The sequence below is a fragment of the Pseudomonas sp. GW821-FHT07F01 genome (assembly GCF_059418825.1).
On record NZ_JBWKQO010000003.1, the window covers coordinates 148,383 to 163,463 of the forward strand.

At 66.5% G+C, this 15,081-nt stretch carries 14 protein-coding genes; 7 read left to right on the forward strand and 7 right to left on the reverse strand.

Annotation, left to right across the window (positions count from 1 at the left end; translation table 11 throughout):
* Window positions 1-54 precede the first annotated feature (54 nt).
* The 6 genes from AC07R1_RS11235 to AC07R1_RS11260 all read left to right on the forward strand — a co-directional run bounded on the left by AC07R1_RS11235 (window position 55) and on the right by AC07R1_RS11260 (window position 7,724).
* On the forward strand, window positions 55-375 hold the full coding sequence (locus tag AC07R1_RS11235; protein ID WP_011064373.1) for a hypothetical protein: 321 nt from the start codon (window positions 55-57) through the stop codon (window positions 373-375).
* A 70-nt stretch (window positions 376-445) separates the two neighbouring features.
* Entirely contained in the window at window positions 446-1,348 is a 903-nt protein-coding gene (locus AC07R1_RS11240) for a LysR family transcriptional regulator (protein WP_011064372.1), read from the forward strand.
* A gap of 126 nt (window positions 1,349-1,474) precedes the next feature.
* On the forward strand, window positions 1,475-2,104 hold the full coding sequence (locus AC07R1_RS11245) for a glutathione S-transferase family protein (protein WP_495110523.1): 630 nt from the start codon (window positions 1,475-1,477) through the stop codon (window positions 2,102-2,104).
* Between the two features lie 23 nt (window positions 2,105-2,127).
* A complete protein-coding gene (locus AC07R1_RS11250; RefSeq protein WP_495110524.1) occupies window positions 2,128-4,167 on the forward strand; it encodes a pyridoxamine 5'-phosphate oxidase family protein in 2,040 nt (679 codons plus the stop codon).
* Between the two features lie 217 nt (window positions 4,168-4,384).
* The gene (locus AC07R1_RS11255; protein WP_495110525.1) at window positions 4,385-5,587 is read left to right on the forward strand and encodes a DUF3142 domain-containing protein; all 1,203 of its coding nucleotides are present in this window, start codon (window positions 4,385-4,387) and stop codon (window positions 5,585-5,587) included.
* Entirely contained in the window at window positions 5,574-7,724 is a 2,151-nt protein-coding gene (locus AC07R1_RS11260) for a hypothetical protein (RefSeq protein ID WP_495110526.1), read from the forward strand. The genes AC07R1_RS11255 and AC07R1_RS11260 overlap by 14 nt, the downstream gene beginning before the upstream one ends.
* A gap of 169 nt (window positions 7,725-7,893) precedes the next feature.
* Here AC07R1_RS11260 and AC07R1_RS11265 read toward each other — a convergent pair whose 3' ends face one another.
* Complete coding sequence (locus tag AC07R1_RS11265) at window positions 7,894-8,508, reverse strand: LysE family translocator (RefSeq protein ID WP_495110630.1); 615 nt, start codon at window positions 8,506-8,508, stop codon at window positions 7,894-7,896.
* A gap of 159 nt (window positions 8,509-8,667) precedes the next feature.
* Here AC07R1_RS11265 and AC07R1_RS11270 point away from each other — a divergent pair, with 159 nt between their 5' ends.
* Window positions 8,668-9,141 carry an Lrp/AsnC family transcriptional regulator gene (locus tag AC07R1_RS11270; RefSeq protein WP_011064366.1) on the forward strand — a complete coding sequence of 158 codons (474 nt, stop codon included), beginning with the start codon at window positions 8,668-8,670 and terminating at the stop codon, window positions 9,139-9,141.
* Window positions 9,142-9,146: 5 nt separating this feature from the next.
* On the opposite strand, the gene AC07R1_RS11275 is transcribed toward AC07R1_RS11270, so the two are convergent.
* The 6 genes from AC07R1_RS11275 to AC07R1_RS11300 are packed head-to-tail and all read right to left on the reverse strand — an operon-like array spanning window position 9,147 to window position 14,896.
* The gene (locus AC07R1_RS11275) at window positions 9,147-10,079 is read right to left on the reverse strand and encodes a phosphatidate cytidylyltransferase (RefSeq protein WP_011064365.1); all 933 of its coding nucleotides are present in this window, start codon (window positions 10,077-10,079) and stop codon (window positions 9,147-9,149) included.
* A 1-nt stretch (window position 10,080) separates the two neighbouring features.
* Window positions 10,081-10,704, reverse strand: coding sequence for a lysophospholipid acyltransferase family protein (locus AC07R1_RS11280; RefSeq protein ID WP_011064364.1), 624 nt, complete (start codon window positions 10,702-10,704; stop codon window positions 10,081-10,083).
* A gap of 9 nt (window positions 10,705-10,713) precedes the next feature.
* Window positions 10,714-11,169 carry a hypothetical protein gene (locus AC07R1_RS11285; protein WP_015637562.1) on the reverse strand — a complete coding sequence of 152 codons (456 nt, stop codon included), beginning with the start codon at window positions 11,167-11,169 and terminating at the stop codon, window positions 10,714-10,716.
* On the reverse strand, window positions 11,159-12,505 hold the full coding sequence (locus AC07R1_RS11290; protein WP_093405852.1) for a phosphatase PAP2/dual specificity phosphatase family protein: 1,347 nt from the start codon (window positions 12,503-12,505) through the stop codon (window positions 11,159-11,161). The genes AC07R1_RS11285 and AC07R1_RS11290 overlap by 11 nt, the downstream gene beginning before the upstream one ends.
* A complete protein-coding gene (locus AC07R1_RS11295; RefSeq protein ID WP_011064361.1) occupies window positions 12,505-14,262 on the reverse strand; it encodes a bifunctional alpha/beta hydrolase/class I SAM-dependent methyltransferase in 1,758 nt (585 codons plus the stop codon). The genes AC07R1_RS11290 and AC07R1_RS11295 overlap by 1 nt, the downstream gene beginning before the upstream one ends.
* Window positions 14,263-14,272: 10 nt before the next feature.
* Entirely contained in the window at window positions 14,273-14,896 is a 624-nt protein-coding gene (locus tag AC07R1_RS11300) for a CDP-alcohol phosphatidyltransferase family protein (RefSeq protein ID WP_011064360.1), read from the reverse strand.
* Between the last annotated feature and the right edge of the window lie 185 nt (window positions 14,897-15,081).

The window sequence follows — 15,081 nt, forward strand, 5'->3', positions numbered from 1 at the left end:
CGAATCCCGACTTGTGCACAGGCCGGAATTTTTTAGCGCGCTAATGGAAAACCAATGACACTTCGCCTGATTCATGGATGGATGATCGTTCTGATGGTGGCTGTCCTGGGCCTGGGAGTCCTGACCCCAGTGCTCTCCAACAGCCTCTTGCTGCTGATGGACCGAACCAATTTCATTCCTGCTGAATCGTCCATCTGGACCTTTGAACCGACCCTGATCAACCAGGGTTCCTCTTCCTATTGGCTATACGGTGAAGATCAGCAGTACTACTTCTATTTTTCCTACGCCCAAGACCAACCTTACCGGTTGATTGCCAAAACCAACCGTTGCCCTGGATTCGACAAGCACGAGGTGCAGACCTGGTGCGCTCCCTGACGTCGTGGCCGTGGATTATGCTGCGCGTGCGGGGCGCCTGTCGGGCGGGCGCTGCCAGGTGAGATAAGACATGGACAGGTTTCAGGAAATGCAGGTGTTCGTCTGTGTCGCCCAGGAGCAGGGGTTCGCCGCGGCTGCGCGGCGCCTTAACCTGTCGGCGGCCAGCGTCACCCGGGCCGTGGCAGCCCTCGAACAGCGCATCGGCACCCAGTTGCTGGTACGCACCACCCGCAAGGTGCACCTGAGCGAAGCCGGGCAACGTTATCTGGAGGACTGCCGACGCATTCTCGCCGAGGTGCAGGATGCCGAGGCCTCGGCCGCCGGTATCCACGCCCAGCCACGGGGGCAACTGAGCCTGACTGCGCCGGTGCTGTTCGGCGATCTGTTCGTCACCCCGCTGCTGGTGCGCTACCTGCAACGTTATCCACAGGTCAGCATCAACGCCTTGCTGGTGGACCGAGTGGCGAACATGGTGGATGAAGGCATCGATGTGGCGGTGCGTATCGGCGAATTGCCGGACAGCGGCCAGCACAGCATCCGAGTAGGCCAGGTGCGCCGGGTGGTCTGTGCAGCCCCCGGATTCCTGGCGGCCCATGGTTGCCCCCAGCACCCCGATGACCTGCGCCAGGCTCCGCTGATTGCGCCATCCTCCACCGGCCAGGCGCGCCACTGGCAATTCAACGACGCCGGGCGCGCTCTGAGCCTGCGCCCGGAACCGCGGCTGCTGGTGAGCGCCAACCAGGCCGCCATCAGTGCCGCCTGCCTGGGGCTGGGCCTGACCCGGGTGCTGTCCTATCAGGTGGCCGATCAGGTCGCTGCCGGCCAGCTGCAGATCGTGCTGGCGGATTTCGAGCTGCCGCCCTTGCCGATCCACGTGGTGTACCAGGGCGGTCGCAAGGCGCCGGCGCGGGTACGCAGCTTTGTCGATTTCGCCGTGCAGGCCCTGCGCGAGCATCCATCGCTCAATACTTGATCAGCTTTATTGCACTGGCTGAAATGCCGGATTGCGATTTCTGGTGATTCTGTTGTTTTGCGTCATGGACCAAGATGGCCCTGCCAGCGCGGCCCTTCGACCGCGTCCCAGCCTGCGGAGTCGAGCATGTCCCTGCTTCCCATCAAGTTCTACAACTTTCCCCGGTCCGGCCACGCTCACCGCGTCGAGCTGATGCTGTCGCTGCTGGACCTGCCTACCGAAACCATCTTTGTCGACCTGGCCCAGGGTACCCACAAGCAGCCCGAGTTCCTGGCCCTCAACGCCTTTGGCCAAGTACCGGTGATCGATGACCAGGGCACGGTGCTGGCGGACTCCAACGCGATCCTGGTGTACCTGGCGCAACGCTATGGCCGCGGCCGCTGGTTGCCCACCGACCCGGTGGGCGCGGCGCAGGTACAGCGCTGGTTGTCGGTGGCGGCGGGGCCGATCGCCTTCGGTCCGGCGGCGGCGCGACTAATCACGGTGTTCGGCGCCACCTTCAATGCCGAGGAGGTCATTGCCCGCGCCCACGGCCTGCTCAAGGTCATGGACCAGGAACTGGCGAACCGGCCGTTCCTGGTGGGTGAACAGGCGACCATCGCTGACGTCGCCGGCTACAGCTATATCGCCCACGCGCCGGAGGGCAACGTGTCCCTGGCCGATTATCCCAACGTGCGGGCCTGGCTGGCGCGGATCGAGGCCTTGCCGGGCTTCGTGCCCATGCCGTCCACGGCGGCGGGGCTCAAAAGCGCCTGAGGCGCACCTGCGGAGGCAGCACCATGAGCAGCAGTTCCCCCTGGCATGCCGGCGAGCGGCAGTTGCAGGCCCGGGCCGGAGTGGCCGAGCGCATGGAGGCCTTTGGCACCAAGGTGATCCGCCAGGCGATGCCGGATCAGCACCGGCAGTTCTACGGGCAGTTGCCGTTCATCCTGGTGGGCGCGGTGGATGCCCAGGGCAACCCCTGGGCGAGCATTCTCGAAGGCCCGCCCGGTTTCGCCCAGGCCCCCGAGGCGACCCGGCTGCGCCTGGGCAGCCTGCCGGCCGCCGACGACCCCGTGCAGTTGCAGGAAGGTGCGGCCCTGGGCTTGCTGGGCATTGAACTGCACACCCGGCGGCGCAACCGCCTCAATGGCCGGGTCAGTGCTGTGGACCGCCACGGCTTCAGCGTGGCGGTGCAACAGGCGTTCGGCAATTGCCCGCAATACATCCAGCAGCGCGAGCTGCAGCAGGTGCCCTTGAGCGACCCCGCCAGCCGGCCGGCACAGTATCGCGACGGCCTGGATCCTGAGGCTCGGGCCCTGATCGGTGGCGCCGACACTTTCTTTGTCGCCAGCTACGTCGACCTGGACGGCCAGCGCTCGGTGGATGTGTCCCACCGTGGCGGCCAGGTCGGGTTCGTCCGGGTCGAGGGCAATTGCCTGACCATCCCGGATTTTGCCGGCAACCTGCACTTCAACACCCTGGGCAACCTGCTGCTCAACCCCCGGGCCGGCTTGTTGTTCATCGACTTTCCCAGCGGTGAGCTGCTGCAGCTCAGTGGCCGCACCGAAATCATCCACGACGGGCCGCTGGTCAAGGCCTTCCAGGGCGCCGAGCGGTTGTGGCGCTTTACCGTGGAGCGGCTGGTACGGCGCCCGGCGGCGCTGTCCCTGCGTTGGCAGTTGCAGGGTTTTTCCCCCAACAGCCTGCTGACCGGCAGTTGGCCGCAAGCCGAGGCTCGGCTGCGCGCCACGGCCCTGGGCCAGCAGTGGCGGCCATTGCGGGTGACCCGGATCGAGGACGAAAGCAGCAGCATTCGCTCCTTCTACCTGGAACCGGCGGATGCAGCCGGCTCCCCGAGCTTTGTGCCCGGCCAGCACCTGCCCGTGCAGGTCGTGCTCGACGGCCAGCCGCTGATTCGCACCTACAGCCTGTCCAGCGCGCCTTCCGATGACTTTCTGCGTATCAGCGTCAAGCGCGAGGGCCAGGTTTCCCGCCACCTGCATCAGGCACTCAAGGTCGGCGACTTGCTGCAGGCCCGCGCCCCACAGGGGCGTTTCACTGCCGATGCGCTGTCGTCACAGCCACTGGTGCTGCTGGCGGCCGGGGTCGGCATGACACCGTTGCTGTCGATGCTGCGGGAGGTGCTGTACCAGGGCCTGCGCACCCGGCATACCCGGCCCACCTGGTTGATCCAGGGTTCGCGCACGCTTGCCGAGCAACCCTTTGCCAAGGAGCTGCAAACCCTGCTGGCGCAGGCTGGGGATTCAGTGCGGCTGCTGCGCCTGCTCAGCCAGCCGGAAGCCGGGGTCCGGCCGGGTGCTGGCTTCGATCATTGCGGGCGCATCGATGTGCAACTGCTGCTGGCGCAACCGGACCTGGATCTTGACCGCGCAGACTTCGTGCTCTGCGGCCCCGGGGCCTTTACCCAGGGCCTGTACGACAGCCTGCGGGACCTGGATATCGACGACCGGCAGATCCATGCCGAAACCTTCGGCCCTTCGACCCTGCGCCGCCGGCCGGACCCCGAGGCCGTGCCCTTTGCCCAACCGCCTGCCGCCACCCGGGCCGTGGCGGTGCGGTTCCAGCAGGCCGGCCGGGAGCTGTCCTGGGAGCCGGCCAGCGGCAGCCTGCTGCAACTGGCGGAGAGCGCCGGCCTGCATCCGCCATTCAGTTGCCGTGGCGGCTCCTGCGGCACTTGCCAGACCCGGGTGATCAGCGGCCAGGTGAATTATCCACAGGTGCCTGCACAGTTACCGGAACCGGGGCAGGTGCTGATCTGCTGCGCGGTGCCGGCGGCTGTGGATAACCTGGTGCCAGCGTTGGTGCTGGACCTGTAGAAGCGGGAAAAAACTCCTTGCGGCGATTGCTGCCAACCGCGCTGCTGCGTAGGCTGGCGGCTGCTTTGTCGCGGTAGCTGCGGGTTGTAAGTGAGGGGGGAAGGCCCTGCGGTTCTTTTCGCTGCCTCGCGGGCCCGGCAGCGGCTACAGGCGATGTCGATCAGGTGTATGGCGCCCGGTATTCCGGGGCTTTTGCGTTAAAGGGAATCAACGATTCATGCTCCCCCGGGTTTTGCTCCGTCTTTGCGCCGTGCTGGTCTGCGGGCTGCTGCTCAATGCCTGTCGTCATGAAGAGGGGCCGCCGCTGGATCAGCAACTCTATATCTGGCAACGCCAGTGGACCCCGGCCCACGCCGACGCCCTGGCAGGCTCGCGGGCGGACTTTTCCACCGTCCGGGTGCTGGCCCTGCAGGCTTTTCCACAGGCCGGCTGGAGCCGGGCGCGGATCGACGCCACCTTGCTCAAGCAAGACGGTCGCCCGCTGATTGCGGTGGTGCGCCTGGATGGCCAACTGCCGTCCCTGAACCAGGACGACATCCTCCAGCAGGTGCAGCAACTGCTGGCCGACTGGCAAGGGCAGGGCCTGACCCTGGCCGGCCTGGAGATCGACCACGATGCCGGCAGCGCCCGGCTGCCGGCCTATGCCGGGCTCCTGCGGCGGCTGCGCGAGGTGCTGCCGCAGCAGCTGGCCCTGAGCATCACCGCGCTGCCCGCCTGGCTCGACAGCCGCGAGTTGCCCGGGCTGCTGGCTCAGGTCGACAGCAGCGTGCTCCAGGTACATGCGGTCAGCGACCCCCGGCGCGGGCTGTTCGACCCGCACCAGGCTGAACAATGGGCCAGGCGCTGGGCTGGGGTCAGCGACAAGCCGTTCTACCTGGCCCTGCCTGCCTACGGCGTGGCCTTGCTGCCCGGCACCGCCCAGGCTCCAGTGGTGGAAAGCGAGGCGCCCATTGTGCACCGGGGCCAGCGCCGGGAGCTGATGGCCGACCCCGAGCAACTGAGCCAACTGGCCAAGACCCTGCGCAATGATCCGCCGGCCCATCTGGCCGGGCTGATCTGGTTTCGCCTGCCGCTCAAGGGCGATGTCCGCGCCTGGAGCCTGGATACCCTGCGCGCGGTGGCCCGTGGAGACGTGCTGGACAGCCGCTTGGGCATCAGCCTGCAGGAGCAGGACGGTCTCTTCGATATCCGCTTGGACAACCCGGGCAATCTCGACCGCCCTTTGCCTGAACAACTGACCGTGGCCGTTGCCCAATGCGACGGATTCGACGGGCTGGGCGGTTATTCCGCCGAGCTGCGTGACGGCCAGCTGCTATTGACCCGCCAGCAGGCCGGCCGTCTGGCGGCGGGCGGCACCCGGGCCGTGGGCTGGGCCCGCTGTACAAAAATTGACCAAGGAGCTGCACATGTTCGTCCCTAGATCCCGCTACCTGCTGTGCCTGAGCCTGTGCCTGCCCTTGGCCCCGGCCCTGGCCTGCGGTCCGACCTTCCCCATGCGCCTGCTGGAGGATCGCCCGCAGACCCTGGCGCAGTTGCCGGAAGGCAGCTTCCAGTTCGAAGTGTCCCGCCTGGGCAAGCCCATCGTCGGGCTCAAGCCAGTGGTCAAGGATGCCTTCAGCCGCGATTACAACCTGCCTGACAGCTACGAGGTACAGGCGCGCAACTGGGCGGAACAGCAAGGGCTGGACGACGCCCAGAAAGCCCTGGTCGGGCAGTTGCGCATGCTCAATGACGGGCGCGTGGCGGAGCAGCAAGGGGCCAGCCTGCCGCCGCAGATCAACCTCTACACCGCGGGCGCGGTGGCCTTCGGCGCCGGGGATCATGAGCTGGCGGCGGAGTATTTCCGCAAGGTGCTGGCGCTGCCCGCCGAGCAGCGGGCGCTGCGCAGTACCTGGGCCGCCTACTCTCTGGGCCGGGCCCTGCAAGCCATCAGTGAAGAGGCCAACGAGCTGGACGACCAGGGGCGCAGCGACACCTTGCTGGCGGCGCGCCAGGCCTTCGTCCAGACCCGCCAACTGAGCATCGACGGCTTCAGCGACCCCCTGGAGCTGGGCATCGCCAGCCTGGGAGAAGAGGCGCGCATTCTGAAGAACCAGAACCACTGGAGCGAGGCCATCGACCTGTATGCCAGCCAGAACCTGCTGGGGTCGGAGGTCGGCTACAGCTCGCTGAAGCAGGTGGTGGGCGAGTTGGGCGGCCTGTCGGACGCGCAATTGCTGGAGCAGCTCAAGCAGCCCTCGGTGGCGCGCTTGCTCACGGCTTCACTGGTTTCGCACCAGGGCTGGTCCTTCGGTGAAAAGCCGGAGGCCGAGCAAAAACTGATCAAGCTGCTGAGCCAGGGCACCGCCGGCACGTTCGACAACGCCGATCGCCTGGCGGCGCTGAATTACCAGAACGGCGATTTCGCCACCACCCGGTTGCTGCTCGAGCATGCCGGCGACGGTGGCCTGGCCTGGTGGCTGCGGGCCAAGCTGGCCGTGCGCGACGGCGACAAGGCGGCGGCCGCAGCCGCTTACGCCAAGGCCGCCGCGGCTTTCCCCCGGGACGAGAGCTGGGGCTTTCGCGGCGACTACGACGGCAACTATGAAGACCTCAAGCCGGGCTGCCGGGTAGAAGGCGAAAGCGCCTTGCTGGCCCTGGACCGTGGCGACTATGTGCAGGCGTTCGAGCTGCTCTACCGCAGTGGCGACATCTACTGGCACGACGCGGCAACCGTGGCTGAGCGGGTGCTGACCCTGGATGAACTCAAGCATTTCGTCGACGCCCAGGTTCCGGCGCCGCCGCTCGTCCCCCAGCAGCCCGATGCCTACTACGAGAGCCTGCCGATTGCCGCCCAGGTACGCGAACTGCTGGGCCGGCGGCTGTTGCGCGAGGGCCGCTACGAAGAGGGCTGGGGCTACTTCTACACCCCCGAGCGCCAGGCGATCGCCAAGGCCTACGGCGAGTACCGGCGCAGTGCCGAGTCGGCCTGGCTGCCAACCCGGCGAGCCGAGGCCTATTACCAGGCGGGCAAGCTGGCACGGGCATCGGGGATGGAGATCCTCGGCTACGAGATGGGTCCGGACTACCACAGCCTGTGGGGCAGCTACAGCCTGGAAATCCCGCCGGTACAGGCTGGCCCGCTGATCAGCGCCGACGAAGTGCAGCGCCAGCAGGCCACCACTGCCGAACCCGATGTGCGCTACCACTATCGCTACGTGGCCGGCGAGCTGGGCAACCAGGCGGCGGACTTCCTGCCCCACACCAGCCAGGCCTATGCCGCGGTGCTGTGCAAGGCGGCGCGCTGGACCCGGGGCAGCGATGCCGAGATCGAGTACTACCGGCGCTATGTGCAGAACGGTCCCTTTGTGGAGTGGGCCGGCAACTTCGGCATGAACTGTGAGGAACCGGATTTCGGCAGCGCCAACAAGCGCTACCTGACCCAGTGGCTGGACGCATCCCGTTCCGCGGTGGCCGAGCACAGGCTGGCTGCCGGCGCCGGTGCCGGCGTGCTGCTGTTGGGGGCGGCCTACCTGTTCCGACGCCGCCGCGCGGTGTCCTCGCACAAGGCGACATAAAGGCGTGCCCAGGATCCTGTAGCCGCTGCCGCAGGCTGCGTACGAGCTGGGCGGCACTCCGACGCAGCGGTCGCGGCGATTTGTGGGGCGAATATTTTGCCGGGGATCGCCAGGCTCCTGCGGACCTTCGCGCAGCTTCGCCGAGGCTCGGCAGTGGCTACAGGTGCCGTCAGGCCTGCTGGACGAACGTCAGGCGCAGGGCGAAGCCGATCAGCAGGCTGCCGAACAGCCATTGCTGCACTCGTTGCGCCGACGGGCTGCGCTGCATCCAGCGGCCCAGCCCGGCACCGGCCAGGGCGTAGCAGCAGTCGAACAGGCCGCCCACGGCCACCAGCAGCACCCCCAGGGTCATGAATTGCGGGACCACCGCACCGGCCTGGGGATCGACGAACTGCGGCAGCAGTACTGAACAGAACAGCAATGCCTTGGGGTTCAGCAGGTTGGTCAACAGGCCGCGCTGGATCGCCTCGCGCCAGCGCAGGGACGTGGCTGCGGCGGTGCCGGGCTCAAGGTTGGGCAACAGGTTCGCCCGCAGGCACTGGATACCAATCCACAGCAGGTAGGCGGCGCCCGCCAGGCGTACCAGGTCGAAGGTCCAGGGCGCGGCCTTGAACAGCGCCGCCAGGCCCAGTGCGGCCAGGACCACATGGCAGCCGCGGGACAGGGCCAGGCCCAGCGCGGTGGCCAGAGCCTGGGCCTTGCCCTGGCGGGCGCCGGTTTGCAGCAGCAGGATCATGTCGGGGCCGGGCAGCAGGTAGACCACCGCCAGAGCCAGGAAATACATCCACAGTTGCGCCACCTTGCACCCCCTTCGTTGTCGAGTCGGTGCGCCCAGTTTAGGGCCACAGGGCAGGGCAGGTGCTTGCGTAATCAACCAACGGGAAAGCTGAAATTGGCATAATGTTCCACTAATGAACGGAATCACCATTTGGATATGCCAAACATGAAACTTGATGCCTATGACCGCAAGATCCTCGCCGCGCTGCAGCGCGATGGTCGCCTGAGCAACGTGCAACTGGCCGAAGAGATCGGCCTGTCGCCGTCACCCTGTCTGCGTCGGGTGCGCATGCTGGAAGAGGCCGGGGTGATCCGTGGCTACCAGGCCACCCTGGACCGCGACGAGGTGGGCCTGGGGCTGACCGTGTTCGTCGGGGTCAAGGTGGAGCGCCACAACGATGCCGAGGCCGAAGCCTTCCGCCAGGCGGTATTGCAGTTGCCGGAGGTGATCTCGGCGTTCCTGGTATCGGGTGAATCGGATTTCCTGCTGCAAGTGGTGGTCCCGGACCTGCGTGGCTATGACCGCTTCCTGACCGGCCACTTGCTGAAGATCCCCGGGGTCAGCGACATCCGCAGCAACTTCGCGATTCACACGGTGAAAACCCCGGGGCCCCTGCCATTGGGGCATCTACCGGGCTGAAGGGTTCAGGTCCACCAGTAGCGCACCAGGTGGAAGAAGATCGGCGCGGCAAAGCACACCGAGTCCAGGCGATCGAGCATGCCGCCGTGGCCCTCGATCATGTGCCCCCAGTCCTTGACCCCGCGGTCGCGCTTGATCGCCGACATGACGATGCCGCCGGCAAAGCCCAGCAGGTTGATCAGCAGGGCGATGAGGAATGACTGCCAGACATTGAACGGGGTGATCCAGAACAGCGCCCCGCCGATCATCGAAGCCAGCAGGATGCCGCCGACAAAGCCTTCCACGGTCTTGGACGGCGACAGGTTGGGGGCGATCTTGCGCTTGCCGAAGAGTTTTCCACAGACGTACTGCAGCACGTCCGAGAGCTGCACCACGATCACCAGGTAAGCGATCAGCAGCAGGTTGCGGCCTTCATAGCCGGCGATGTCCAGGGTCAGCAGGGCGGGCACGAAGGACACGCAGAACACCGCGATCATCAGCCCCCACTGGACCTTGGAGGCACGCTCCAGGAAGTGCGTGCTGTCGCCACCGAGCGACGCGAGGATCGGCAGCAGCAGGAACACGTAGACCGGAATGAAGATCGAGAACAGCCCGTACCAGTCGGAGTAGATCAGCAGGTATTGCAGGGGCAGGGCCAGGTAGAAGGCCGCCACCAGGGCCGGATAGTCGCTGCGCCGGGTCGGGGTCAGGGTGAGGAACTCGCGCAGGGCGTAGAACGACACCGCATAGAACAGCAGGATCACCGCCGCGGTGCCGAGCCAGAAGGCGATACCGATCACCAGCACCATCACCCACCAGGCATTGATCCGCGCATTGAGGTTGTCGATCACCGGGTTGGGCGCGCCACGGGTGCGCCACTGGAGGATGAAACCGATCAGCGAGGCCAGCACCAGAATGGCGCCGATGCCGCCGAATAACATCAGGGTCTGCTTATCCATCTCAGGCGTGCTCCGGGGCCAGGGCCAGCAGCGCGGCGCGGCTGCGTTCGAGGAAGTGTTCCTTGGTTTCGTCTTCTTCCAGGGTCAGGGGGGCGCCGAAACTGGTGGTGCACAGCAGCGGCAGGGGCAGGAAGCGGCCCTTGGGCATGACCCGGTTGAGGTTGGCGATCCACACCGGAATCACCTCAACCTGTGGATAACGCTTGGCCAGGTGGTAGATCCCGCTCTTGAACGGCAGCAGGCCGTCTTCGGGGTTGCGCGTGCCTTCCGGAAAGATGATCAGCGAGTCGCCGTTCTCCAGGGCATCGATCATGGGTTGCAGGGGGTTGTTATCCACAGCCTCCTTGCGCTCGCGGTCGATCAGCACGCCGTTGAACACCCGATTGATGATGTAGCGGCGCAGGTTGCTTTTCTGCCAGTAGTCGGCGCCGGCCACGGGCCGCGTCAGTTTGCGCAGGGCCGGCGGCAGGGAGGCCCAGAGCAGTACGAAGTCGCCGTGGCTGCTGTGGTTGGCGAAGTAGATCCGCTGCACCGCGCGCGGTGCCGAGCCCAGCCACAGGCTGCGGGCGCCGGTGATGCTGCGGGCGGCGGAGGTGATGAGATTGGCGACCAGGGGTTCGAACATGGGCATTCCTTATCCGGCAAAGGTCAGCCAGGGGCTGACCAGGATCACGCTCAGTATCACCAGCACTTGTGCTGCCAGCAGTAATGCCTGGCGGCGCAGCAGGCCCAGGGCCCCGCGGCTGCGTTGGTCCCAGGGCCGGCCGCCGCGCTGCGCGGGTTGCAGGCCGAGGGCGCTCAGGGCCTGGTCCAGGGCCTGGGTACTGTGTTCCAGGGTAGTTGGGGCGTCGGCCACGCGTTGAAACAGGTCGGCGTCGAAGGCTACCCGCAGCGCCAGGTACTTTTCCACAAGCCCCAGCAGCACCAAGGCCAGGCTGACCAGCAGCCCGCCCAGGGTGACGCTGGTCAGCAGGTACTGGCCCAGGCCATACAGCGCGCCGAGCAGGGTCAGGCCTGTGGATAACTGATCCAGGGCGCGGCCCCGGCGCAGCAGGCTGGCCACGCTGTAGAGCTGCATTTCAGTGGACATGGGCCGTTCTCCCGGCGCTGCTCAGGGCTTGCAGCGCCTGGCGGTGGGCGGGGTGCAGGACGATCTGCGGGCGGGCCCGCTGGATCTGCACGATGGCGGCATCCACCGTGGCTGCGCGGCCGCTGTGCAGCAGCCAGGCGGCAATCGCCGTGGCGCTGCGCGAATAACCCAGGGCGCAGCACACCAGCAGCGGCCCTTGCTGGCGCAGGCGTTCGATGGCGTGGGCGGCGGCCAGGCACTGCTCGGCACTGGGGGCGCACAGGTCCAGCACCGGCAGGCTCTGGTAGGCCCGCAGCCCGCGGCTGTCCAGGGACAGCTCGGCGCACAGGTCGAGCACGGCGTCGAACGGGCTGTCCTTGAGCTCGGCCGGTGTCGGCAGGCGCCCGAGCCAGACGTTATCCACAACCGGGTCCGGCTGTGGATGTTTTTTTGTCCACAGCCGCGAGTTGATCCAGGCCGCCGCCAGGTAAGGCGCCAGCAACCAGCGTGCAGCGGGGCTGAGGCTGCCGTCCTGGCGCTTCTGGAAACCCTCGGCACCCAGCAGGGCGTAGTTCAAGGCCACCAGCAACAGCGCCACGCCGGGCCAGATCAGCCACAGCGCGGCGCCGCCCCAGGCAAAGGCTGCCCCGGCGAACAGCGCCGCACCCAGGCCATAGCGCAGGGCCAGCTGGCGGCGCTTCGGGTCCTGGGCCGCACGGGCACTGAACAGCGGGCTGGGACGGTCCAGCGGCCATAGCCAGACACACAGCCAGCCGGCCAGGGCGCCTGTGGGTACATCGATGAAGTGGTGTTGATAAGTGCTCAGCACCGAGACCCCGATCAGCGCGAACCAGCCATGCACCAGCCAGCGCCAGAAGCCCTGGGTATGCCGTGCGTAGCAGACCCAGAGCACCACCAGCAGGGCTATGTGCAGCGACGGCGCCTGGTTGAAGGGCTTGTCGAAGCCGGCCAGCACCGCGAACAGCCAGCCGAAAACCCCGTCCAGTTCCGGCCTGGAGAAGGTAAAGCTCAGCGGCCAGAGCAGGAAGCAACTGACCGCGATTACCTGGGCGGTGAGCAGGCGCAGGGCGTGGCGCTTGAGCTCGTCACGGCTGCGCGGCAACAACAGGGAGAAGCCGTAGAGCAGGTCGATGGACCAGTAGGGCACGATGGTCCAGGCCCAGAACGGCATGTGCCGTTCCCAGTCGAAGACCATGCTGCCGACGTCGTCGCGCTGGGCGGTGACCCAGGTGGCGAAGCCGTAGGTGCTGAAGAACAGCGGTGCCAGCAACAGCAGCCAGAGCACCGCGGGTTTCAGCAGCCCCGGCTCCCGGGCCGGCAAGGCGCCTGCGGCCATCATTGCACCCGTTGCGCCAGGGATACGCTGAAGATCCCCCATTCATCCACACGCATGGTGACCTTGCGAAAGCCGGCGGCCTCCACCAGTTGGTCCATCTCCGCCTGGGTGCGGCGGCGCATGACCCAGGCCTGGCCTTCGCGGTGGCTGGTCAGGGCGCGGGCGATCAGTTCCAGCTGCGGGTGCCACGGCTGGCCGGTGTACACCAGGTAGCCGCCGGGCTCCACGGCACTGGCCAGGCCCGCCAGGGAGCCGCCGACCATCTGGTTGTCGGCGAACAGCTCATAGAGCCCGGAGACCACCGCCAGGGTGGGTTTCGGGTCCAGGGCTGCGAGGTCCTCGCGGTCGAAGGCGTTGCCTTTGACGAAGCGGGCGATGTCCCCCAGGCCTTTCTCCTGGATCAGCGCACTGCCGTCGCGCACGTTGATATCGCTGTAATCGCGCAGCAGGATCGACTCCGGCAGCGGGCTGACCCCTTGCAGGGCTTCGAGGATGTAGCGGCCGTGGCCGGCGGCGATATCGACGATGCGCACTTCGCTGTTTTGCTCACGGAGTTTTTCCATGGCCAGGCGCAGCAGTTCTTCCACATGCAGCTTGCGCTGGCGGATGCCGCGCCAGCCGATGGAGTTCAGGTAGTTCTGGTCGATCATCCGGCCCAGTGCGGAATGCCCGGTGGGGCGGTTGCGGTAGACGTAGTCCAGGGTGCTGCCGGAGTCGAAACCGGTGTCGAAGCCCAGCTTGACCCCCGCCGACAGCTGGCTGCCCAGGCGCATGCTGGCACGGGTGGCGCGCCAGTACAGGTCGCGCAGGGAATTGTGCGGCAGCGGCGCGGCCAGGGCTTCGGACTCGGCGCAGGTAACGCCCAGGCGGTCGGCGTCCAGCAGGGCAGGGCGGTTCAGCGGGCGCTCGAAATTCTGCAGGATGAAGCGACGGATGCTGGCCATGGCCGGCGCCCGGTTCTTTTCCCCCAGGGTGTCGTGGAAGAAGCCCGGGAGGATGTGCTTTTCCTTGTGCAGGCTGCCCAGGCGCTCGAAGAACTGCTCCTGGGGCTTGCGATGCACCACGAAGTCGGAGCCGGAGATCAGCAACTGGGTCGGCACCTGGATCGCCTGGGCGTCGGCTACCACCCGGTCTGCCGCTTCATACAGGCCCAGCAGTACATTCACCGAGATCGCCTTGGTGATCAGCGGGTCGCTGTCATAGCTGCGGACCCGCTCCGGGTCGTGGCTCAGGAAGCGCGCCTTGACGTAGCTGTTGACGAAGAAGTTGCCACGAAAGCGCCGCATCAGGGCCAGGCCGGGCCGGGCGAAGGGCACGTACAGCTTGACCTTGAACGCCGGCGAGGCCAGCACCAGGGAGCGGATGCGCGGCGCGTAGTCGTGGACCCAGGTGGACGCGATCACCGCGCCCACGCTCTGGGCCACCACGGCGATGTTTTCCTCGGCGATCCCATGAGCGCTGCCCAGGTGATCACAGAAGGTCTGCACGTCGCGCACGCTGGTAGCGAAGCTCGGGCTGTCGCCACGGGCGCCCGGCGACTGGCCATGGCCACGGGCATCCCAGGCGAAGAAATCGAACTGGGGCAGGTTCAGCTCTTCCACCAGGTGGGCAATGCGCCCGGAGTGTTCGTGACCGCGGTGGAACAGCATCACCGCTTGCCGCGGTTCGCCAGGGGCCACTTCAGTGGCTGGCCAGTGGCGGTAGAACAGTTCGACACCGTCATGGGTTCGGAACGTCTGGTGTTGAGCGTCGCGCATAGCCATTTCCTTATGCAGAGGGAGCATTGTGCTGAACTTCTTTGAGGCCCTGGCGGACCCGATTGATCAGGGTGTAGACCAGCAGTGCGGCGACCAGTGCCAGCACGCCGTTTATCCACAGGGCGCTGAGCCAGCCCAGGGCGATACCGGTGGCCAGCACGCCGAGGATGAAGGCGCGGTCGCTCTTGCCCATGGGCCCGTCGTAGCGCCGCGAGGCCCCGACCATGGGCCCGAGCACCCCGGCGTACTCACTGAACAGCGCCAGCAGGGTCACGGCCAGCACCAGCAGCAGGCTGGCCCCGGGCAACAGGGCGAAAGGCAGGATCAGGGCGCTGTCGGCGACCACGTCGCAGAGTTCGTTGAGGTAGGCCCCCAGGCGCGATTGCTGGCCGAATTCCCGCGCCAGCATGCCGTCGATGGCATTGAGCGCCATGCGCAGGATCATCCACAGGGGAATCAGGGCGAACAGCCAGGCATGGCCGGGGAACAGGGCGATGACGGTGCCGACCAGGACCGAGATGACGGCGGCCAGGACAGTGATCTGGTTGGCCGTGGTGCCGTTGTCGTACAGGCGCTGCACCAACGGCCGCAGCAGGTTCTGAAAGCGCGGTTTGAGCTGGTAAATCGAGAGCATGATGGGACGGTTCCTTGTCGCACGCGGTGAGCAGGGCTGGATTATTGCCTTAAATGCCAGGGGGCTGACATCAGAAGTTTTGTCATGAGCAAACAGCTGTCTCTGTGTCTACGACGTACGCAATAGATGAAAAGGCATGGCGCGGGACAAAAATTTCACTCGGCTCGTTATATAGTAACGAATTG

Bases quoted from the DNA above. Each gene is read 5' to 3' on its own strand.
- AC07R1_RS11235 (WP_011064373.1), top strand. From the start codon at position 55: ATGACACTTCGCCTGATTCATGGATGGATGATCGTTCTGATGGTGGCT.
- AC07R1_RS11240 (WP_011064372.1), top strand. From the start codon at position 446: ATGGACAGGTTTCAGGAAATGCAGGTGTTCGTCTGTGTCGCCCAGGAG.
- AC07R1_RS11245 (WP_495110523.1), top strand. From the start codon at position 1,475: ATGTCCCTGCTTCCCATCAAGTTCTACAACTTTCCCCGGTCCGGCCAC.
- AC07R1_RS11250 (WP_495110524.1), top strand. From the start codon at position 2,128: ATGAGCAGCAGTTCCCCCTGGCATGCCGGCGAGCGGCAGTTGCAGGCC.
- AC07R1_RS11255 (WP_495110525.1), top strand. From the start codon at position 4,385: ATGCTCCCCCGGGTTTTGCTCCGTCTTTGCGCCGTGCTGGTCTGCGGG.
- AC07R1_RS11260 (WP_495110526.1), top strand. From the start codon at position 5,574: ATGTTCGTCCCTAGATCCCGCTACCTGCTGTGCCTGAGCCTGTGCCTG.
- AC07R1_RS11265 (WP_495110630.1), bottom strand. From the start codon at position 8,508: ATGTATTTCCTGGCTCTGGCGGTGGTCTACCTGCTGCCCGGCCCCGAC.
- AC07R1_RS11270 (WP_011064366.1), top strand. From the start codon at position 8,668: ATGAAACTTGATGCCTATGACCGCAAGATCCTCGCCGCGCTGCAGCGC.
- AC07R1_RS11275 (WP_011064365.1), bottom strand. From the start codon at position 10,079: ATGGATAAGCAGACCCTGATGTTATTCGGCGGCATCGGCGCCATTCTG.
- AC07R1_RS11280 (WP_011064364.1), bottom strand. From the start codon at position 10,704: ATGTTCGAACCCCTGGTCGCCAATCTCATCACCTCCGCCGCCCGCAGC.
- AC07R1_RS11285 (WP_015637562.1), bottom strand. From the start codon at position 11,169: ATGTCCACTGAAATGCAGCTCTACAGCGTGGCCAGCCTGCTGCGCCGG.
- AC07R1_RS11290 (WP_093405852.1), bottom strand. From the start codon at position 12,505: ATGGCCGCAGGCGCCTTGCCGGCCCGGGAGCCGGGGCTGCTGAAACCC.
- AC07R1_RS11295 (WP_011064361.1), bottom strand. From the start codon at position 14,262: ATGCGCGACGCTCAACACCAGACGTTCCGAACCCATGACGGTGTCGAA.
- AC07R1_RS11300 (WP_011064360.1), bottom strand. From the start codon at position 14,896: ATGCTCTCGATTTACCAGCTCAAACCGCGCTTTCAGAACCTGCTGCGG.